This window comes from Roseibium aggregatum IAM 12614 (assembly GCF_000168975.1).
GTDB classification, from domain to species: Bacteria; Pseudomonadota; Alphaproteobacteria; order Rhizobiales; family Stappiaceae; genus Roseibium; species Roseibium aggregatum.
Genome location: NZ_AAUW01000010.1, coordinates 57,199 through 75,796 on the forward strand (window position 1 = coordinate 57,199; position 18,598 = coordinate 75,796).

Genomic DNA, 18,598 nt, shown 5'->3' on the forward strand with positions numbered 1-18,598 from the left:
GGAACAAATAGTGAATATCGAGGTGGCGCATGGCAGATCAGAAACCGGCGGAAACGGCCAGAACGGAGCGCGACCCGGTCACAGGTCTGCTGTTGGGCGAGGACGGCAGGAACCGCTGCTGGTGGCACGGCGGGCTGGCGGACTACCAGCACTATCACGACACGGAATGGGGCTGGCCGGTTGACGAGGACAGGCGGCTTTTTGAAAAGATCTGCCTGGAAGGGTTTCAGTCGGGTCTCTCCTGGCTGACCATCCTGCGCAAGCGCGACTCGTTCCGGGCGGCTTTCGCCAATTTTGAGTTCGAGCAGGTGGCGGAGTTTACGGAAGCCGATGTCGAACGCTGTCTTCAGGACAGCGGTATCGTCCGCCATCGCCGCAAGATCGAATCCACCATCAACAACGCAAGGCGAGCCCTGGAACTGCGCCAGGAATTCGGGTCTCTCGCCGCCTATGTCTGGTCATTCGAACCAAAGCCTGCGGATCGTCCGCAAAAACTGGATTTCGCCACAGCCAGAACCCTTGGCAAGACGGCCGAAAGCACGGCGCTGTCCAAAGACCTGAAAAAACGCGGCTGGAGCTTTGTCGGCCCAACCACCGTCTATGCCTTCATGCAATCCATGGGCATGGTCAACGACCACCTGGAAGGCTGCTGTTGTCGGGAAAGCGTTGAGGCAGCACGCGAGGCGTTCAAGCGTCCGGTACGGCGCTGAAGGCGCTCAGGTCTTGAAGAGTTGCAAGGCATAATCTCCAACCACTGTCCACGAACACCTCGGTCCGTGCCCTAGCCAACATCGGCAGGAAACGCAGAGCTGAGAACTGGCACGGCTGGATTCCCTTCCCCCTTGTGGGGAAGGGTCAGGGAAGGGGGTATTCGGCTAAGCCGAAAATGCACCGGACATAAGCAATGCCCGCAAGGACATCACGCGGCACGGAAACGCCGCGAAGCGCCTATCCGCCCACCTTTGCCTTTAGCGGAGAAAACAGCCGGTTCTCCTTGGAGAAGACATAGTCCAGCGTTTCGACGGTTACCGTTTCCGCGCCTTCTTCGATCAGGAGCTGAGCGCAGTCGGCAACGGCGTCCCTGGGGCACAGAACGCTGACATGATGCAGGTCGTCGACCTCGGAAAAGCGCTGCTGGGCACCAACCTTGCTGACAGACCGAAGGGCCTGCGTGCGGTCGGCGACCACGGCTTTCACCAGTTTGACGTTGCGCGCTGCTTCTTCCGCGGCCACCCGGTCGAGGATCGCCCGGGCCGCGCCGAGCGCAGAGGCAGACCAGTCGGCGTTGAGCGAGGCCACGAGATTGGCCTGGCTCTTCAGCATCACCCCATCGCTCAGGATTTTCAGGTTGTTGGCCTGCAATGTCGAGCCGGTGGTGGTGATGTCGACGATAAGTTCTGCGGAACCCGCCGCCGGTGCGCCTTCCGTTGCGCCCGCGCTTTCCACGATGCGATAGTCGGCGATGCCGTGACCGGCGAAGAAGGAGCGGGTGAGATTGACGTATTTGGTCGCAACACGCAGGCGGCGGCCATGGCGGTTGCGGAAATCCGAAGCGACATCGGAAAGATCCGCCATTGTTTCGACGTCAATCCACGCCTTCGGGACGGCAACCACCACATCCGCCGGGCCGAAGCCGAGCGGGGTGACGATGTGAACGGTGCTGTCCGGGTTGGCGATGTTCTCATGCACCAGATCCAGGCCGGTGATGCCGAAATGGACCGTGCCGTCGGAAAGCTCCCGTGCGATTTCGGAGGCCGACAGGAAGGCGATCTCAACGTTCGGCAGGCCCTTGATGGCGCCGCGGTAGTTCCGCGCGCCGCCGGGCTGCACCACCTTCAGGCCTGCGCGGCCGAAGAACTCGTGCGTGTTTTCCTGCAGACGGCCCTTGGAGGGAATGGCGATAATCAGTTTGCTCATGACCTAACACTCGCTGCAATCCGGTCGAGCCACATGGAAAAGCCGATGGCCGGCACGTCGTTTTCGGCCCCCAGAAGGGTCACCAGCTTGTCGTAGCGCCCGCCGCCGACCAGCGGACCTTCCACCGGTGGATTGACTGCATGGATCTCGAAAACAAAGCCGGAATAATAATCGAGACGCCGGCCGAACTCCGCTGCAAATGTCAGCCGGGCGGGATCGATGCCCTTGGCTTCAAGGGCCACAAGGCGCTGCTCGAAGGCGGCAATGGGCGTGTCCAGGCCAAGGCCGAAGTCGCTCGAAAAACCGCGCAGTACATCCGCGGCACTGGCTCCATCCGCCTTCAGCGCGAGATAGGCTGACAGTATTTCCGCCGCCTTGTCGTGACCACGTGCGCCGCTCGCAAGGGCCGCCTGTTCCAGAAACCGGTCGGCGATTTCGCTGGGGGTACGTCCGCCGACAGCCGAAATTCCGGCAATCGACAGAAGATCCTCAACCACGGCATGGGCAGCCTCGGGGTCAGCGCCTTCCAGTGCGGACAGGAAGCCGAGGCGGACATCGCGGCTGTCGTCGTCGGAGGCAGACCCTCCGGCCATACGGGAGATCGCGGCAGTCAGCCTGTCGGTCTCGCCAAAGAGATCGCGCAGACGGCGGCGCCAGACTGTCGGCAACTCGAGACCTTCCAGCACGGCGGCAAACAGCGTTTCATCGCCAATGCGGATCACGATGTCCGACAGGCCGAATTCTTCCAGTGCCTTGACGGACAGCGCGAGCAGGTCGGCGTCCGCTTCGGGCGTGTCCGTGCGGCCGAGGCTTTCCGCACCGAGCTGCGGAATTTCACCCAGGCCGTCCGGGCGCTGGCGGAACACCGGGCCGTTGTAACAGTAAGCGGCCGGAAGCTTGACGGCGTCCTGCGCCAGATGGTGACGGCAGACCGGAATGGTGAAGTCGGGACGCAGACACAGGTCCAGTCCGTCGGTGCCGCTGGTCAGATAGAGCCGGCGGCGGATGTCCTCGCCGGTGAGGTCCAGAAAGACGTCCGCCGGTTGCAGGATCGGCGGGCTGACTTCGTCATGGCCCGCGGCCTTGAAGAGGCCAAGAACCGTCTCGATCTTTTCCGGAGCCAGTCCGGTCACCTGTGCCGCCCCACTCATGTTCAGCCCTCGTTCTGGCGCTGGCGGTCTTCCGCCTGTCCGTCCAGGATACCGCGCACGGTCGCGATGAGGTCCGTCTCCTTGACGGTCACCTGCGCCGGGCGGCTTTCACGCCAGGTAATGTTGTCGGTAATCTCTTCGGAAAGCCGCTTGCCTTCGATCAGGTCCTTGACCTGGATTTCGCCGGCCTCCCGCTCGTCCGAGCCCTGAATGATGGCAATCGGGCAGTTGCGCCGGTCAGCGTATTTCAGCTGGTTGCCGAACTTCTTCCAGTTGCCCTGATACATTTCGGCGCGGATACCGGCTTCGCGCAGGTCCTGCACCATCTTCTGATAGCGACCGAGCGCGGCGACATCGCCGTCCATCACGGTGACCAGCACCGGCGCGACAACGTCGGATGTTCCGAGTTTGCCGAGGTTCTTCAGCGCGGTCATCAGGCGGGATACGCCGATGGAAAAGCCCGTCGCGGGCACGTCACGTCCGGTGAAGCGCTTGACCAGCCCGTCATATCGGCCGCCGCCGCCGACGGAACCGAATTGGACAACGTCACCCTTCTCGTTGGTCACGTCGAACAGCAGTTCGGCTTCGAACACCGTGCCGGTGTAATATTCCAGGCCGCGCACGACGGACGGATCGATCTTGATCCGGTCCTCACCATAACCACAGGCCGAGAAGATCTCCGCCATGGTGTTGAGCTCGGTGATGCCTTCATTGTCCAGCGTGCCGGTTCCCGAGACAAAGGCGATGATGCTGTCGATGCCTTCCGGGGCGAGTTCCGCACCCTTGGTAAAGTCGCCGCTCTCGTCCTTGCGTCCTTCGCCCAGCAGCAGCCGTACGCCTTCCGTTCCGAACTTGTCGAGCTTGTCGATGGCTCTTAGGACGGTCAGCCGGCGCTCTTCGTGCTCTTCACCGCCAAGGCCGATGCTTTCCAGCACACCGTCCAGAACCTTGCGGTTGTTGACGCGGATCACATATTGCCCGCGCGGAATGCCGAGGGCTTCCATCGTGTCGGACATCATCATGCACATTTCGGCATCCGCCTGGACGCCGGGCGCGCCGACGGTGTCGGCGTCGAACTGCATGAACTGGCGGAAACGGCCTGGCCCCGGCTTTTCGTTGCGGAACACCCAGCCGGCCCGGTAGGTGCGGTAGGGCAGCTGGATTTCGTTGATGTTTTCCGACACGTGGCGGGCCAGCGGCGCGGTCAGGTCATAGCGCAGGCTCATCCACTGCTCGTCTTCGTCCTGCACGGAGAAGACGCCGGCATTCGGCCGATCGGTATCAGGCAGGAACTTGCCGAGGCAGTCGGTGTATTCAAAGGCAGGGGTTTCGACGGGATCGAAACCGTACCGCTCATAAACGGCCCGGATCTTCGCCAGCATCTCGTCGGTGGCGCGGATGTCCTCGGCAGAGCGGTCAACGAAGCCGCGCGGCAGGCGGGCTTTCAGCTTGTTCGGTTTTTTGGCCATAAAGGTCTTGAATCCTGGCGAGTTTCCGGCCGGACGCGCCCAAGGAAACCCTTGCATCCGGCTGTCTGATATTGCGGCTGTCGTAGACGAAACACGGCGCAAGGGCAAGGCGGTGCAGCATTCTGCCGGTTTTCTTGTCGTCCGCAGGAATCGCGGCAACCGGTTTCGGTTCAGAGTTGAAGTCGTTCGCCTCTAGCTGGAGCGCATTTCGACGGAAATTACGCTTCATACAACGCCGGTATCACCCTGGCCGACACGGCAGCGGAGCCAGGTTTGACGTGCGGAGCGAAGGGGCACGTCTTCAAATCTGCTGCCCGTGCCTTGTTTGCATCACAGTTCGCGGTAAAAGGGCGCTTCAGGAACAGTGGAACTTCGGCTGCGAAGGCAGGGAAAGCACATTGGCCCGGTAAACGGGCCGGACTGCGCAGTCGTTTCATTGTCTTTTCTTGTATTTAATCTCTGCCGGGCTATGGTCCGCGCGGATCGGTTGAAATGGGCCGTCCCGGCGCTAAAGGAAGGCGCGGGAGCGGCGGACGGGGCTCAGTATGGACAGTGCGGTGCGCATGGCGGACGAAAAGGCCGGCGAAAGCGGGACAGAGGCCCTGACGGGACCAGGACTGACGGGACCGGGCCTGGCGAGACCGGGTCTGATGGCTGCCGAACTCAGTGTCATCCTGCCGAGTTTCAACGAAGCTGCAAACATTCCAATCCTGATCGACCTTCTGGACGAAGCGCTTGCCGGAATTGCCTGGGAAGCAATCGTCGTTGACGACAATTCACCTGACGGAACCGCCGAGGTTGCGCGCGAGATTGCGCGAAGTGACGCCCGCGTCCGGGTCATCCGCCGCATCGGCCGCCGGGGCCTGTCCGGGGCCTGCATCGAGGGCATTCTGGCATCTTCCGCCCCCTTTGTTGCCGTCATGGATGCCGACCTGCAGCACGACGAGACCATGCTGCCCAAGATGCTGGCCGCCCTGAAGGCCGACGACACGGATCTGGTGGTCGCAAGCCGCAAGGTTGATGGCGGTACCATTGGCGAAGGCCTGTCATCGTTTCGCGCCTGGGGGTCTAACCTTGCCAACGGGCTTGCGCAGAAGCTGCTGAATGTCACTCTGAAGGACCCGATGAGCGGGTTCTTCATGATCCGCCGGGACAAGGCCGAAGCGCTTGCCCCGAAACTCTCGCCGCAGGGCTTCAAGATTCTGCTGGATCTGGTGTCCAGTGCAGGCGGTACCTTGAAGATCAAGGAACTGCCGTTCACCTTCCGTGAGCGCCAGCACGGCGAAAGCAAGCTGGATACGCTGGTGACGCTCGACTATTTCGGTCTGCTGCTTGCCAAGTATTTCGGCAACATCGTTTCGGTCCGCTTCCTGATGTTCGGCCTGGTCGGGGCGAGCGGCCTCTTTGTCCATCTGGCGGCGCTGCGTGTGTTTCTGCTGAGCGACATGGAATTCAACCTCGCCCAGACGGCAGCTTCCTTTGTCGCCATGACATCGAACTTCTTTCTCAACAACCAGCTTACCTATCGCGACCGGCGCCTGACCGGCATGAGGGTGCTGATCGGCCTTCTGACCTTCTACGCGGTTTGCTCGGTCGGCGTTCTCGCCAACGTCGGTGTCGCCAACCTGATCTACGCCGATCCGTCCTACTGGTGGTTTGCCGGTACAGCGGGGGCAATCATGGGCGCTGTCTGGAACTACGCGGCAAGCTCCGCCCTGACATGGCGCAAGACGTAAAGGCCGCTCGTGACTGCTGAAGCTCAGACCGGACCCTTGCCCTTTTACCTGCGGCCGGCAGGATTGATCCTGATCGTCGGGCTGCTGACGGCGTTGAAGATTTTTGCCGCCGCCAACTCCCATTTTGTCGAGGATGAAGCCTATTACCGGCTCTGGGGGCTGTCTCCGGCGCTGAGTTATTACGATCATCCGCCGATGATCGGCTGGTGGATCGGTATCGGCCAGGCGCTGTTCGGCGACACGGTCTTTGCCGTCCGTGCGCTTGTCATCGTGTCCGGGGTCGTCGGGTCCCTGGCGCTGTGGCGCACGGCCTCGCTGTTGTTCGGGCGCCCTGCCGCGGGCTGGTCTGTTCTGTTTCTCAACGCCAGTCTTCTGGTGGGCATCGGCGGCATTCTGGCAACGCCTGACGCACCTTCCGTGCTGTTCTGGGGCCTCAGCCTGTGGGCGTTGACGGAGCTGTCGGCATCGAAAAATGCCAACTGGTGGCTCATGATCGGGCTGATGGCCGGCTGCGGATTGCTTGCCAAATATTCGGTTCTTTTTCTGGGCGCGGGCATCGTGCTCTGGTTGGTCTGGGTGCCGGATGCCCGCCGCTGGTGGCGCTGCTGGCAGCTCTGGGCCGGCGGCCTGCTTGCGCTGCTCTGCTTTTCACCGGTGCTCTACTGGAACCACGCCCATGACTGGGTCAGCTTCTACAAGCAGTTCGGCCGGGCTGGCACCGAAGGGTACACGGCAAGATATGTTCCGGAATTCCTGGGCGCGCTGATCGGTCTTCTGAACCCGCTGATCGCTGTGCTGGCGGCCGCCGGTTCGATCACGCTTTTCAAGGGCCTGCGGGCACGCGAAAACGCGGCGTCTCTCCTGCTGCTCACCGTTTTGCCGTTCCTGCTCTATCTGGTCTATCACTCGCTGCATTCGCGGGTGCAGGCCAACTGGCCGGCGCCACTGTTCCCGGCCTTCGCCATGATGGCGGCCGTGTTCGTCACCAATAGGCCCGCCGGAGGGGCTCTTTGGCAGCGTCTGGCGCAAGCCGGTGTCGCCCTGGGTCTTGCCGTGGCCGTGGTCGTTCAACTGCATGCGGTCTGGCCGATAACGGGCACTTTTGCCCGCAAGGACCCGACTTTCCAGCTGCGTGGCTGGCCCGAGATCGGGCAGGAAGTGAAAGCCTTGGCCGACCGGGAGGGGGCGGGCTTTGTGGCAACAACCAGCTACGGCCTCAACGGCCAGCTCGACTTCCTGCTGAAGGACGACCTGCCGGTGTTCCAGCTCACCGAGCGTATCCGTTATATCATGCAGCCCGAAGCGGACCTGTCGCTGTTCGATGGCCCGGGGCTTTATGTTGCCGAAAAGCGCCGGAACCGGGAAGGCGATCTGCGGCGGTCCTTCGCCAACGTCGAGGAAGTCGCAGAGCTGACGCGCAAGGTCAAAGACGTGCCGCTGGAAAAGCTTGTCGTCTACAAGGTCGATGGCCGTATCGGCCCGGTGTTCGAGCCTGTCGACAGCAAATGATCCGGCACGAGTTGCCGCCTCAACTCAACATCCGACTTGATTTGCTTGACCGAATGCCGCAGGGATGTGGCTTAATATTCATAGTGTCCGGTCCGCCTGCGGAATTTCATGAAGCGAATTACACTTGGAGCGTTGGACTATGGCCTTGCCTTCGGGGTCGACCGCGCGTTGCGTGACCTTGTGGAGCGCGGGCGTCTCAGCGCACTCGGGGCCATGGTTGCCACAGAATTATGGCCGCGCGAATTCCGTCCACTTCAGGAAACCGCCGAAAAGGTTGGCAAGCGCGCCCTGTTCGGCGTGACACTGGCCTTCAGCGGTGACCGTGTGTCACCCGTCAGCGCCCGCATGCAGGAAATCTACGGCGACCGAATGTTCACGCGTGAGCAGCTTCAGCGCCGCGCCTTGCTGCGTCTTCTTCCCGACCAGCTTCTGCAGGAGGAAGCCCAGGCACAGCTTGCCCGCTACAGCGTATTGATGAAACGTCAGCCGGATTTCGTGGCAGTGCGCGAGGGTCTTCTGGAGCGCACCTCTGTGGCGCGGATCGTCCTGAAGGCGGTTGAGCATGCCGGTTATCGCGAGCCGCCCTTGCTGATTTCGCCGGTACAGTCAGGTCTCAAGGCTGTCCGGCTGGCGCGTCTTGCAAAGGCACATGGTCTGAAGCTTCTGCCGAAGGCAGATCCCTTGCCGGAGACCGAGGACCAGGAAACGCTGCACGCTCTTTTGCACAATCACTTTGACGGCATGGCCGATCTCAGCTTTGTTGCGGCTATACCGGGCCGCTCGGACGACCGGCTGCGGCGGGACGAACCGCGCCGGAAGATTGCGATACGCGAATGCCAGTATGAGGTTCTGTCCAGTCAGCGGTTCTTCCATACGCTGGAGAAAAAAGACGTTTTTCTGAATTGAAGCCGATGGTGTGTTTCAGGCGCAGGTCGCCGAGCTTTTTGAATTAGGCTTTGGCCGTGGCTGAGCAGGCAAAGGCTGCAACGAAAAAACGGCCCTGCGGGGAACAGGGCCGTTTTTCGTGGAGGTCGGGAAGAGGGGAGGGGCGGCCCCGCTTCCATGTCCTTTGATATAGGGTTATTTTGCTGGTTTGCACGTGATGGGCATCACAAGATTGCGTTTGATCTTGTAATTTCGCGGGCAGCAGCGCTTTTGGCAGGGGGAAGGTGTGGCGGAAATCAAGGATTTTTTAAAAAATAGCTTTTCACTTGAAGGGCTCGACCCGGAATTGGCTGTTGGTCTGTCGCGCCTTGCAAGGCCGATGAAAATATCGGCTGGCACCATTCTTTTCGAAAATGGCGATCCCGGAAACGGCTGTTACGCGGTTCTGGAGGGATCGCTCAAGGTGTCGCTTCTGTCCGTGGAGGGCGACGAGCAATTGCTTGCGGTTCTCGGCCCGGGCGATCTTGTCGGCGAACTGGCCCTGCTCGACGGCCGTCCACGGTCGGCCACGGTCATCGCATTGAAGGAAGCTCAGCTCGCCTTTATCGACAAGGCCGCCTTCCAGCGCTTTGCCGATGAGAACCCGGCCGTCTACCGGCACATGCTGTCGATTGTCGGAAAGCGGCTGCGCCATGCCAATGATGTTCTGGCCGCGCGCTCGTTCCTGCCCTTGCCGGGACGTGTCGCGCAGACCCTGCTCCAATTGGCGGAAACCTTCGGCAAGCCGCTCGACGACGGCCGCTTGCTGATCCACTACAAGCTCAGCCAGGCGGATATCGCCAACATGGCAGGCGCCGCGCGTGAAAATGTCAGCCGTGTTCTCAACGACTGGAAACGGGCCGGCACCATCAGCCGGATTTCCGGGTACTACTGCCTGGAACAGATGGACTTCCTGGAGAAGGCCTCGACGCTTTAGGAAAAACGGGGCGGCCTTCTGCGGACCATCTTGCTGAGGCAAATGGTTGAAGGCCGCGCCCGCCTTCGCTTGACCCCGATGTGCCTTTCCGGAAGCTGCTCTGGAACTCTCTTGCCGAAAGAGGGAATCAAGCCTCTGTTTCCACTGGAAGCGCCATCTGCGTTCCGGCCAGGATCGACGCCAGCGTCTCGGTGTTGAGGCTGGCGAGAAATGCTTCCGATGCCTGCGCCATTGCACCTTTCAGGGCACAGCGCGGCAGGAAGGCGCAAACTGTGGGCTCGGGCTTCAGACAGGCGACGACACCCAGGTCCGGCTCGATCAGCCGCACGACGTCGCCAAGCCGGATCGTGGCCGGTGCCTTGGCCAGCCGGATACCACCGCCACGCCCCCGTGTCGTCTCCAGGTAACCGCCCTTGGCAAGATGGGCGACGATTTTCATGACATGCGATTTGGCGAGTCCAAGCTGCTTCGAAAGCTTGTCGACGGTCTGCGGATCATCTGACTGGCCGGTGGCCATCAGGATTCTCAAGGCAAAATCGCTGGCCTGACTGAGGCGCATGGCGGGGTCTCTTTAAACATTCATCTTATATGTTGATTTTAGAGTGTCGCTGTGCCATTTAAAAGATGCATCTAAAATGAATGTTATGGAGGCGGCCATGGAAGCCCCTGACACAAGTTCCAACAGGTACAAGCTGAAGAGACGCGAAGCGCCGGACAGGGGTGACCGTCTCCAGCGGTACGAGCAGGTCGACGAGCAGGCGGTCCATGTGATGGTGCATACCTTCTATGGCTGCATTCGCCAGCATCCGCGGTTGGGGGGCATCTTCGAGCGACGCCTGGCAGGCCGGTGGGAAGAACACCTGCCGAAAATGGAAGCCTTCTGGCAGTCCGTCCTGATGAAGAACGGCGCCTACAAGGGCAAGCCCGTGCCGGCTCACCTGAAGCAGAAGGAACTGGTCAGTGCGGATTATGGCGAATGGCTCGGCGTCTTCCGGCCCGTGATCCGCGAATTGTTCGTGCCGGACCTTGCCGACGAAATTGTCGCCATTGCCGAACGCATCGCGCAGAGCCTCTGGCTGGCCACCTTCGGGACCCCCGGAGCCAATCCGCCTGCCGAGCTGACGTCGCAACCCTCAGACTGGAGCGGATCATGCTGATAACGATTGTCCTGATAGCGGAAGCCTTGGTGTTCGTCTGGTTCACGGTCTTTTCGCTGATGCTTCTGTCCATGTATCTGGATTCGCGCGGCATGCCGCTGCCGAAACTGGATGTCGCCGGCCGCACACTCATCGGCAGCGCGAAACTGGCCTTTATCACGGGCATCGTCGCCCTTGCGGCGATGACAGTCTTCGAGATCCAGGCCCTCAGTTAGAAAGTCACCGAAATGAATACGTCCAATCTGCTCCATCGCGGCCTGCCGATTCTGCTGATCTGGGTCGCTGCCCCGATGCCGCTCTGGATCATGGTGATCCTGATGTTTGTTCTGCGATAACCGGTCTTTTTCTTCGTTCAACCGGATAGTCTCCTGTTCAACCACTTCTATTCTTGCAGGCTATGACCTAGTCTTCTTGCGAGAATCATTGGAGGGGCTCAGGCGTGTACGACGAAAAGCCGACAGGCGATCTGACATTACGCACGATGGCAATGCCGGCCGATACCAATGCCTCGGGAGATATCTTCGGAGGCTGGGTGTTGTCGCAGATGGATCTGGCAGGCGGTATTGCTGCCGGTCAGCGCGCCGAGGGACGTGTCGTGACCATCGCGGTCGACAAGATGAAATTCATCCGGCCTGTCCATGTCGGCGACGTGCTGTGCGTTTATGCCGAGGTCATCCGAGTTGGCAATTCGTCCATGGAAATCAAGCTTGAATCCTGGGCCCTGCGTCATCGCTATGGCCACCGGGAAAAGGTGACCGAAGCGGTCTTCACCATGGTGGCCGTTGATGACGGCGGCAAGCCGCGCCCGGTCCCCAAGCGGGACTGAGCGTCGCGTTCTCACCCGGCTTATCTCAAAAGAAACCTCATCCTGAGGACGCGCGTCTGCGCTGTCTCGAAGGATGGGCGGCATACTCAGGCGCAAGCAGCCCATCACTCGATACGGGCCTTCGGCCTTCCTCAGGATGAGGCGGATCATTTTGCCAGACTCGCGGCCGAAGAACTGCACGAAGAACCTCTCCCGTCAGTGCCTGACGGGTCCGTGCCGGTTGAGAATATCGGCAAAGAGGTCTTCATCGACAGCGCAGGTGCAGCCGTTCGCCCACAGTTGAAGTAGGGTTTTCAGACGCTCGGTACGGGCTGCCGGAGTGAGCGGCGCCTTGTGCCGCGGCAGGCCGCCCAGAATGCGCAGGGATTTGATCCGCGCCAGCACGCAGTCTTCGGCGGCCTGGCACCAGATATCCGTTCCGGCGAGCTGGGAGCCCGCCACCACATGGTTCTCGATCAGATCTGCCGCTCGTCCGGCAAAAGGGTCCTGAGACAATAAATCCTCCATCGGTTGCCCGAGGAGGACTGGCGCATGCAAATTAACCGCTTCGTTGCCGGAAAACCTCGGTAGAGGGTCTGACCGGCCGCATCCCTGTTGCGGAAACCACCTTGCCCGGACGGCAGGTTGGCGAGGGCGCCAGCCCTTCTCTTGATGATGGCGGGCTTATGCCATGTCCATTCCGGCTTGGCAAGACCGTCAGTGCATGGCACATCTTCCTGAAAAGACTAGCTCGGGAGTGCGCAGTTGGACCGATCCATGTTGCATCACAGCCGGCCGATCGTGCCGGTTCTACTTGCCTTTTGCGCCTGCTTCATTGATGTGGTCTGCATTCTTGGCCTGTTTCACACCTTCACGGCCTTCATCACCGGCACGCTTGTCGTTCTGTGTACGGAGATGTTTCATCAGGCGGAAAACGCGGCGCTGAAGGTTTTCGTGCTCGCGGTTTTCTTCGCTTCAACACTCTTCTGGTTCGCGTCGGTCACGAGACTGGTTCAGAAAAACAGGATTACCGTCCGGCATCTGTTCGCGCTGGAAGCGATCCTCGTTGCTGCCTTCATGCTTGTCGCAGGCCTCGGCGATCCGGCTGCCGGAGGCGCGCTGTCTGCCGTCACCCTGACGGCGGTCAGCTTTTCAACCGTGGCCATGTCGCTGCAGAATGTCATCATGCTGACGCTGCTGAACAGGCATGTTCCCACAACCGTCATGACGGGCAACACGCTGAAGCTCGTGCTTGGCATTGCCGACTATTTCACGCACCCCGAAACCCGTCCCGGCAGCCGGACGTTGATCCGTCACCAGGCGCTGGTGCTGTCCGCTTTCGCCGCCGGAGGGCTTCTGGCCAGTTTCCTGATGACGATGCTGGGTTTCTGGGCGCTCGCGATACCTGTTGCCCTGCTGATGCTGCTGGCGGTGGTTCAACCGGTGCACGAGCTGCAGACTGCCTGACCCTGATATCCCGCCTTTATTCCTGGCGGAGCCTGTCGTAATCGACGCGGCCATCAACGAGATGGATCCGCCGGTCCATCCGGTCGGCAAGCTCAAGATCGTGGGTGACGGCGACGACGGTGGTCCGTTCGCTCGTCACGATGTCCTGGAGGCTTTCAAACACCTGTTCGGTCGACACGCTGTCGAGGCTTCCGGTCGGCTCATCCGCCAGGATCAGCGCTGGCGAATTGGCGAGCGCGCGGGCAACGGCCACCCGCTGGCGCTGCCCCCCGGAAAGCTGTTCCGGGCGGCGGTGCAGAAAGTCAGCCAGACCAAGCGCCGCCAGAAGCTCCGTTGCGTGGTCGACCTGTGCCTTGGGGCTGCGTTTGCCGAGCCTCTGCATCGGGATCATCACGTTTTCAAGCGCGGTAAACTCGGGCAGCAGAAAGTGAAACTGGAAAACGAAGCCGAGCTTTTCCAGGCGAAGATGCGCCATTTCGGCGGACGTCAGCGCATGGGTGGGAAGGCCATCTATCCGGACCTCGCCGGAGGTTGGCCGGTCCAGAAGGCCAAGCAGATACAGAAGCGAGGATTTGCCGGACCCGGACGGGCCGGTTATCGCCACGAACTCCGCTTCCCCCACCTGAAAACTCACATCCTGCACCAGCGTCACCGGCACGATGGCCGGCAATATGCGGGTGAGGTTGCTGGCTTCCAGCAACACACGGCCTGGGGCCATTTGTTGGTTTGGGGCAGGGTCACGGGCAGGGGTCATGTCGCCCCGCGAATGATGTCGACAGGATTGAGCCGGGCCGCTTTCCGGGCGGGAATATATCCGGCGATGCCGGAAGAAAACAGCGCCAGAAGGCAGGCAATGACGTAGTGCAGGGTGGAGAAATAGATCGGCAGGTGAGTCATTTCCACGTCCTGGGTAAACTCGAATTTGACCGACGCAAGATAACTCGACAGGCTGAACCCGAGCGCCGAGCCCGCGAGCGCACCCAGGATTCCGATCACCAGTCCCTCAAGCACGAAGATCTGCTGAATGTCGCCCTCCGGAAATCCGAGCGATTTCAGAATCGCGATGTCGCGCGCCTTTTCGTGCACGATCGTCGAAACAATGTTGAAGATACCGAACCCGGCAACGACCAGAATGGCCCCGACGACCGTATACATGATCACGTTGCGCACGAAGAAGGCCTCCATCAGCCCCTCGTTGGCCTCCTCCCACGAAACCGCCTTGTAGCCGAGCTGCCGCTCAGCCCGCGCGGCAACCTCGTTGGCTTCGCCGATAGCGTTGAGATGGATTGCGATCGAGTTGATGATGTCGGGCTTTTCCAGAAGGATCTGCACGGCCTTCAACGGTGCATAGGCTAGGCCTTCGTCGCTGGTGGTGATGCCGCTGTGGAACAGGCCGACGATCTTGAAGCGCTTGGCGACACTGTTTGCAGACGTCAGGGTCACGGTATCGCCCAGCTCCGCCCCCAGCCGTTCTGCGGCCTTGTCGCCGATAACGAGCCCGTTGGACGTCGTGTCCAGATCCTCGAAGGCACCCTGGCGCATGTCCTCGCCGATCTTGGAGACGTTCAGTTCGCGCTTGGGCTCCACGCCGACCAGCGTCATGCCGATATCCTGACCGGCGTAGCGCAGCACCGCCTGGCCACTCAGACGCTGCGCCATCGAGCCGTTCACCCAGTCGCGCAACGAGGCAAGCGCTTCGGTCGGGTTGCGGATACCGCGAAGGTCTTCCTTCGGTCTGAGACCATGATAGGTGACGGCGTCGTAGACGGCACTGGCTGGCTGTTCTGCCGGTGCGCGCTGCTCGTCAAGGATCTCCACGTGGGGAATCGCATCTATCAGCGTTGCCGTGAAATCCCGTTGAGACCCTTCCATGAGGCTGGCCATCGCCACCGAAAACCCGACGCCGAGCGCAACACCCAGCGTCGAGACGATGGTTTGGCGCAAACGGTTTCGAATGTGGGTGGAGGCGATGCGCAGGAGAAGCATTATTTTGCATCTCCGGGCACCGGTCTGACCTTCTGTCCTTCCACAAGATCCGGGTTGTAGGGAAAGACGACTCGCGTGTATGCGCTGAGACCTTTCAGCACTTCCGTGGCACGCGTGCCCGTTATCCCGGTTTCGACCTCCAGCGGAACGACCTTGTTGTCATCATCCAGCGTCAGCAGTTTCGCGCCGTCGAAGGCTGCAGCAGGCAGCAGCATGGCATCCTCCTTTTCGGAGGTAACGATATTGATCTCGGCTGTCATGCCGATGCGCAAAGGTGTGTCTTCCGGCAGATCGAGATAGACGCGGTAGTTCTTTAGAACCGGGTCGCCCTTTGGCGTGATGCTGGCAACTTCGGCAGTCAGTTCCTTGTCCGGAAAGGCGTCCGCGCGGATCAGCGCCTTGTGGCCCTTGGCCACCTTGGGAATGTCTTCCTCGTTGACTTCCGCCACCAGTTGAAGCGGAGACGGCTGACCGATCCAGAACAGGATTTCACCTGGCTCGGCAACTTCCCCCACCGACCCGTCCGCCCTGAGCACCATGCCGTCCATGGGGGCCACGATGACATAGTCGCGCAGCCGTTCTTTCTGGGCCGCGGTGGTGGCGTTGATACGGATCAGTTCGTTCTGGGCCTTGTCGTAAACCTGCTGGCTGACGACCCGCCGCTCAAGCAGTTGCAGGGCACGTTCCTTGTCGGATTGCGCCAGCTCCTGGCGTGCCTCCAGTTCCGCGAGCGTCGCGCGGGCATCGCCGCTGTCGAGCTCCGCCAATTGGTCGCCCTTCTTGACCTGCTCACCCTCGCAGCCGCACAGCGACACGATGCGCTCGCGAATGATGCTTGTGACCTTCGCCCACCGCACCGGCTCCACAACGGCGGTGGCATAGACCACTTCGGCTGCCCGTCCGGTCGTGGGCATCACTGTCTGGACTTCAGGCGGTTTCTTGAGCCACCAGAACGTACCGGCGGCAGCCCCCGCGATCAGCAGAAGAAATATCGATAGTTTCAAAAAACGCATGGCACACCCTTGCCGGACCTGCCGACACAATAACGCCTGGGGCGGGGGATGCCATGGCCTGGATCAAATGAAGGTGCGCGCGCTGCAAGGCTTGCCGGATGGATGGGCCGTCGAACCTCCGGTCAGGCAAGGGGTCGCAAAGGGGTCAGTAATGCGGCGGCTTTTCGATCTGATGACCGGGCAGAACGTTTTCCATCAGTTCTGTAACCTGATCCGTCATATTGGTGACGAGCCGGTTGAGCCGGTCGATTTGGCGTCCCTGATCGAAAACAACGGTGTTCAGCTCATCGATGGTATTGAGCGCATGGGCGAGATCGATTTCTAGCTTCTCGATACGGGCTTCCTTGTCGTCCGCCATTGGCGTCTCCTGCGTCTTCTTGGGGCAACCGGTGTTCCGGTGCGTGCCCGATGTCTGTCGAGGCAGGTATATTGCGGGAACGGCGAAACACCAACTCTCATACTCGGTTGCCAACTCTCATACTCGGTTGACTGTGTGTTTGCCCCGGCTGTTCCTGCGCTATAACTATGCGAAATCCTGACAGGGGCTGGTGCCCGAAAACGGCTAAAGGGGGCTGTATGACTGATCTGTCCGACTTCGAGATCACCCGCAAATGGCCTGCAAAGCATCCCGACCGCATTCAGCTCTATTCGCTGCCGACGCCCAATGGCATCAAGGTGTCCGCCATGCTGGAGGAGACGGGCCTGCCCTATGAACCGCATCTCGTTGATTTTGGCAGCAATGATCAGTTGAGCCCGGAGTTCCTGTCGCTCAATCCGAACAACAAGATCCCGGCCATCATCGATCCGCTTGGCCCTGGCGGCAAGCCGCTGCCATTATGGGAATCCGGGGCGATCCTGATTTATCTGGCGGAAAAGTCGGGCAAGTTCCGCCGCAAGATCCGGCAAGGCGCGCCGAGACGCTTCAGTGGCTGATGTGGCAGATGGGAGGGCTCGGTCCCATGGTGGGACAGCTCGGCTTCTTTCACAAGTTTGCCGGTCGCGAATATCAGGACCGCCGTCCGTTCGAACGCTACCGCGACGAAACCAAACGATTGCTCGGCGTTCTGGACCAGCAGCTCGAGGGGCGTGCCTTCATTATCGGGAGCGAATACACCATTGCCGACATGGCCTGCTGGCCTTGGGCCCGCAACATCAATGGGTTTTATGAGGCCGGAGAGGTGACGGACTTCGCATCCTTTGAGAACGTCGTTCGCTGGGTCGATACCTGCATGAACCGCCCGGCGAGCCAGAAGGCAGTCGACATTCCTTCTTAAGGCCAAGGGTCGGGTTTCACCGGTCAGGCCAGAAAGACAACCGAGGTGAGCAGGGCCAGCAGAAGAACGATGACCGCCGCGACCCGCCAGATCGTGCCATATCTGGAACGTGGCGGTACCTGGGATTCCAGCTCCTGGTCGGTCTGAGCCTCCTGTGCGATCGTCCTGTTGAGCGCGTCAACATTCTCAATACGATCTGAAGCTGCCTGTCTTTCTTCCTGAGCCATCATTGTCTCCCGTGTTTCCGTTAATGAGGAAAACGGGCGGAGAGAGCTTAGGTTCCGAATCCAGTGCCGGACGGTCGCGACGCGGAGGCGGATGCGGATGCCGTAGCGGCTACTGCCCTTCAGTCTCTTTCAGCGGTGGACCGCTGAACTCCGTCTCGATAACGAACTCAACCTCATCGCTCACCCCGAGGTTGGAACCTTCAGGCGGCAGGCCGTAGGACATGCCGAAATCGGACCGTTTCAGCGTACCGGTTGCCGAAAATCCGATCCGCGCCTGAGGATCATAAACAGCCAGGCCCGGATAGCCGCCGTTGAAACGCACGTTCAGCTCAACGGGCCGTGTCACTCCCCTGAATGTCAGGTCACCTGTCACGACGGCCGTTGTAGCGCCAGTGAGTTCAATGCCGGTCGAACGGTAGGTAATTTTCGGATGGTCTGACACGTTCAGCCAGTCCGGGCCAAGCAGCATGTCACGAAAACCGTCGGGTGGAGTTGCCGTCAGATGCAGGGACGCGGCGTTTATGTCAACGCTCAGGCTGGCTTTTGCAGGGTCGGCTGGATCGAGTTCCAGGGCGGCGTCAAAGTCGGCAAAGGATGCGCTGTAGAATGAAAATCCGAGGTGATTTGCCCGGAAGATGAGTGTGGAATGGTATTTGTCGATCTTGTAGCTGCCCGCCGGCAGGTCTGCCGCAGTGTCGCCCGCATGTGCGGCAAGTGGCGACAGGAGCATCGAGGCGCCAAAGCAGACCGCATGGAAAAGACGGTGCACCGGAAGCTTAAACATGGCGGTTCCTCTGGTGACAGGAGGTTTCAGGCCGCAACGCAGCGTATCGCCGATGAGGACTTTGCGAAGAACAGTGCTGTCTCCAACCGATATGAAAACACGGTGCGCGTGCGATGGACAAGCACATCCTTGCGGTGCGATCTGCTGTTTGCGCTTGCCATATTCCAATGCCGCCCCTGTGCCGCAAGGCGGCACAAACGCGAGATGATGGGCGGCAAACAAAAAGGGCGGTCCGGAGACCG

The 18,598-nt window shown here is 60.7% G+C and carries 20 protein-coding genes, 1 pseudogene and 1 riboswitch; of the genes and pseudogenes, 10 read left to right on the top strand and 11 right to left on the bottom strand.

Annotated features, from left to right (window positions below; genetic code table 11):
* The first annotated feature begins 29 nt into the window (after positions 1-29).
* Positions 30-710, top strand: coding sequence for a DNA-3-methyladenine glycosylase I (locus tag SIAM614_RS14675; protein WP_006935614.1), 681 nt, complete (start codon positions 30-32; stop codon positions 708-710).
* Positions 711-948: 238 nt separating this feature from the next.
* Here SIAM614_RS14675 and hisG read toward each other — a convergent pair whose 3' ends face one another.
* Genes hisG through hisS form a run of 3 tightly spaced genes read right to left on the bottom strand, consistent with a single transcriptional unit; the run spans position 949 to position 4,537 of the window.
* Positions 949-1,917, bottom strand: a complete 969-nt coding sequence (hisG, locus tag SIAM614_RS14680) for an ATP phosphoribosyltransferase (protein ID WP_006935615.1) — start codon at positions 1,915-1,917, stop codon at positions 949-951.
* The gene (locus tag SIAM614_RS14685) at positions 1,914-3,068 is read right to left on the bottom strand and encodes an ATP phosphoribosyltransferase regulatory subunit (protein WP_006935616.1); all 1,155 of its coding nucleotides are present in this window, start codon (positions 3,066-3,068) and stop codon (positions 1,914-1,916) included. The genes hisG and SIAM614_RS14685 overlap by 4 nt, the downstream gene beginning before the upstream one ends.
* 2 nt (positions 3,069-3,070) lie before the next feature.
* Positions 3,071-4,537: a histidine--tRNA ligase gene (gene hisS, locus SIAM614_RS14690; RefSeq protein WP_006935617.1), complete on the bottom strand. Its 1,467-nt coding sequence runs from the start codon at positions 4,535-4,537 to the stop codon at positions 3,071-3,073.
* A 650-nt stretch (positions 4,538-5,187) separates the two neighbouring features.
* Here hisS and SIAM614_RS14695 point away from each other — a divergent pair.
* From SIAM614_RS14695 to SIAM614_RS14710, 4 genes are all read left to right on the top strand, one after another.
* Positions 5,188-6,273 (top strand): glycosyltransferase family 2 protein, encoded by a 1,086-nt coding sequence (locus SIAM614_RS14695; protein ID WP_050789402.1) that lies wholly within the window; start codon positions 5,188-5,190, stop codon positions 6,271-6,273.
* Positions 6,274-6,282: 9 nt separating this feature from the next.
* A complete protein-coding gene (locus SIAM614_RS14700; RefSeq protein WP_040440311.1) occupies positions 6,283-7,782 on the top strand; it encodes an ArnT family glycosyltransferase in 1,500 nt (499 codons plus the stop codon).
* Positions 7,783-7,890: 108 nt separating this feature from the next.
* Positions 7,891-8,688: a ChbG/HpnK family deacetylase gene (locus tag SIAM614_RS14705; protein ID WP_040440313.1), complete on the top strand. Its 798-nt coding sequence runs from the start codon at positions 7,891-7,893 to the stop codon at positions 8,686-8,688.
* 358 nt (positions 8,689-9,046) lie between these two features.
* Positions 9,047-9,643 carry a Crp/Fnr family transcriptional regulator gene (locus SIAM614_RS14710; RefSeq protein WP_208983997.1) on the top strand — a complete coding sequence of 199 codons (597 nt, stop codon included), beginning with the start codon at positions 9,047-9,049 and terminating at the stop codon, positions 9,641-9,643.
* A gap of 127 nt (positions 9,644-9,770) precedes the next feature.
* On the opposite strand, the gene SIAM614_RS14715 is transcribed toward SIAM614_RS14710, so the two are convergent.
* Complete coding sequence (locus SIAM614_RS14715) at positions 9,771-10,202, bottom strand: RrF2 family transcriptional regulator (RefSeq protein ID WP_006935623.1); 432 nt, start codon at positions 10,200-10,202, stop codon at positions 9,771-9,773.
* Between the two features lie 97 nt (positions 10,203-10,299).
* Between SIAM614_RS14715 and SIAM614_RS14720 the strand changes: the two genes are divergently transcribed.
* From SIAM614_RS14720 to SIAM614_RS14730, 3 genes are all read left to right on the top strand, one after another.
* The gene (locus SIAM614_RS14720; RefSeq protein ID WP_157139870.1) at positions 10,300-10,800 is read left to right on the top strand and encodes a group III truncated hemoglobin; all 501 of its coding nucleotides are present in this window, start codon (positions 10,300-10,302) and stop codon (positions 10,798-10,800) included.
* Positions 10,794-11,015: a hypothetical protein gene (locus SIAM614_RS14725; RefSeq protein ID WP_006935625.1), complete on the top strand. Its 222-nt coding sequence runs from the start codon at positions 10,794-10,796 to the stop codon at positions 11,013-11,015. Before SIAM614_RS14720 ends, SIAM614_RS14725 begins: the two co-directional genes overlap by 7 nt.
* Positions 11,016-11,281: 266 nt before the next feature.
* On the top strand, positions 11,282-11,626 hold the full coding sequence (locus SIAM614_RS14730) for an acyl-CoA thioesterase (protein ID WP_050789403.1): 345 nt from the start codon (positions 11,282-11,284) through the stop codon (positions 11,624-11,626).
* A 195-nt stretch (positions 11,627-11,821) separates the two neighbouring features.
* Here SIAM614_RS14730 and SIAM614_RS14735 read toward each other — a convergent pair whose 3' ends face one another.
* On the bottom strand, positions 11,822-12,121 hold the full coding sequence (locus SIAM614_RS14735; protein ID WP_040440315.1) for a hypothetical protein: 300 nt from the start codon (positions 12,119-12,121) through the stop codon (positions 11,822-11,824).
* Between the two features lie 41 nt (positions 12,122-12,162).
* Positions 12,163-12,286: riboswitch (SAM-I-IV-variant riboswitch) on the bottom strand.
* 96 nt (positions 12,287-12,382) lie between these two features.
* Between SIAM614_RS14735 and SIAM614_RS14740 the strand changes: the two genes are divergently transcribed.
* Entirely contained in the window at positions 12,383-13,072 is a 690-nt protein-coding gene (locus tag SIAM614_RS14740; RefSeq protein ID WP_006935630.1) for a YoaK family protein, read from the top strand.
* A 16-nt stretch (positions 13,073-13,088) separates the two neighbouring features.
* Here SIAM614_RS14740 and SIAM614_RS14745 read toward each other — a convergent pair whose 3' ends face one another.
* The 4 genes from SIAM614_RS14745 to SIAM614_RS14760 form a co-directional block, all read right to left on the bottom strand.
* Positions 13,089-13,790 (bottom strand): ABC transporter ATP-binding protein, encoded by a 702-nt coding sequence (locus SIAM614_RS14745; protein ID WP_006935632.1) that lies wholly within the window; start codon positions 13,788-13,790, stop codon positions 13,089-13,091.
* Positions 13,791-13,822: 32 nt separating this feature from the next.
* Positions 13,823-15,061 (bottom strand): ABC transporter permease, encoded by a 1,239-nt coding sequence (locus tag SIAM614_RS14750; RefSeq protein WP_040440317.1) that lies wholly within the window; start codon positions 15,059-15,061, stop codon positions 13,823-13,825.
* Positions 15,058-16,071: an efflux RND transporter periplasmic adaptor subunit gene (locus SIAM614_RS14755; protein ID WP_006935636.1), complete on the bottom strand. Its 1,014-nt coding sequence runs from the start codon at positions 16,069-16,071 to the stop codon at positions 15,058-15,060. The genes SIAM614_RS14750 and SIAM614_RS14755 overlap by 4 nt, the downstream gene beginning before the upstream one ends.
* 145 nt (positions 16,072-16,216) lie before the next feature.
* Positions 16,217-16,429 carry a SlyX family protein gene (locus tag SIAM614_RS14760; protein WP_006935638.1) on the bottom strand — a complete coding sequence of 71 codons (213 nt, stop codon included), beginning with the start codon at positions 16,427-16,429 and terminating at the stop codon, positions 16,217-16,219.
* 218 nt (positions 16,430-16,647) lie between these two features.
* Here SIAM614_RS14760 and SIAM614_RS14765 point away from each other — a divergent pair.
* Positions 16,648-17,345 (top strand): annotated as a pseudogene (locus SIAM614_RS14765) (glutathione binding-like protein).
* Positions 17,346-17,368: 23 nt separating this feature from the next.
* Here SIAM614_RS14765 and SIAM614_RS14770 read toward each other — a convergent pair.
* Together SIAM614_RS14770 and SIAM614_RS14775 are read right to left on the bottom strand one after the other, a co-directional pair.
* Positions 17,369-17,572: a hypothetical protein gene (locus SIAM614_RS14770; protein ID WP_157139871.1), complete on the bottom strand. Its 204-nt coding sequence runs from the start codon at positions 17,570-17,572 to the stop codon at positions 17,369-17,371.
* A 109-nt stretch (positions 17,573-17,681) separates the two neighbouring features.
* A complete protein-coding gene (locus SIAM614_RS14775) occupies positions 17,682-18,356 on the bottom strand; it encodes a YceI family protein (protein ID WP_050789397.1) in 675 nt (224 codons plus the stop codon).
* Positions 18,357-18,598: the final 242 nt, after the last annotated feature.

Bases quoted from the DNA above. Each gene is read 5' to 3' on its own strand.
- SIAM614_RS14695 (WP_050789402.1), top strand. From the start codon at position 5,188: ATGGCTGCCGAACTCAGTGTCATCCTGCCGAGTTTCAACGAAGCTGCA.
- SIAM614_RS14675 (WP_006935614.1), top strand. From the start codon at position 30: ATGGCAGATCAGAAACCGGCGGAAACGGCCAGAACGGAGCGCGACCCG.
- SIAM614_RS14705 (WP_040440313.1), top strand. From the start codon at position 7,891: ATGAAGCGAATTACACTTGGAGCGTTGGACTATGGCCTTGCCTTCGGG.
- SIAM614_RS14685 (WP_006935616.1), bottom strand. From the start codon at position 3,068: ATGAGTGGGGCGGCACAGGTGACCGGACTGGCTCCGGAAAAGATCGAG.
- SIAM614_RS14770 (WP_157139871.1), bottom strand. From the start codon at position 17,572: ATGGCTCAGGAAGAAAGACAGGCAGCTTCAGATCGTATTGAGAATGTT.
- hisS (WP_006935617.1), bottom strand. From the start codon at position 4,537: ATGGCCAAAAAACCGAACAAGCTGAAAGCCCGCCTGCCGCGCGGCTTC.
- SIAM614_RS14755 (WP_006935636.1), bottom strand. From the start codon at position 16,071: ATGCGTTTTTTGAAACTATCGATATTTCTTCTGCTGATCGCGGGGGCT.
- SIAM614_RS14760 (WP_006935638.1), bottom strand. From the start codon at position 16,429: ATGGCGGACGACAAGGAAGCCCGTATCGAGAAGCTAGAAATCGATCTC.
- SIAM614_RS14715 (WP_006935623.1), bottom strand. From the start codon at position 10,202: ATGCGCCTCAGTCAGGCCAGCGATTTTGCCTTGAGAATCCTGATGGCC.
- SIAM614_RS14710 (WP_208983997.1), top strand. From the start codon at position 9,047: ATGAAAATATCGGCTGGCACCATTCTTTTCGAAAATGGCGATCCCGGA.
- SIAM614_RS14745 (WP_006935632.1), bottom strand. From the start codon at position 13,790: ATGGCCCCAGGCCGTGTGTTGCTGGAAGCCAGCAACCTCACCCGCATA.
- SIAM614_RS14730 (WP_050789403.1), top strand. From the start codon at position 11,282: ATGGCAATGCCGGCCGATACCAATGCCTCGGGAGATATCTTCGGAGGC.
- SIAM614_RS14775 (WP_050789397.1), bottom strand. From the start codon at position 18,356: ATGTTTAAGCTTCCGGTGCACCGTCTTTTCCATGCGGTCTGCTTTGGC.
- SIAM614_RS14720 (WP_157139870.1), top strand. From the start codon at position 10,300: ATGGAAGCCCCTGACACAAGTTCCAACAGGTACAAGCTGAAGAGACGC.
- hisG (WP_006935615.1), bottom strand. From the start codon at position 1,917: ATGAGCAAACTGATTATCGCCATTCCCTCCAAGGGCCGTCTGCAGGAA.
- SIAM614_RS14740 (WP_006935630.1), top strand. From the start codon at position 12,383: ATGTTGCATCACAGCCGGCCGATCGTGCCGGTTCTACTTGCCTTTTGC.
- SIAM614_RS14725 (WP_006935625.1), top strand. From the start codon at position 10,794: ATGCTGATAACGATTGTCCTGATAGCGGAAGCCTTGGTGTTCGTCTGG.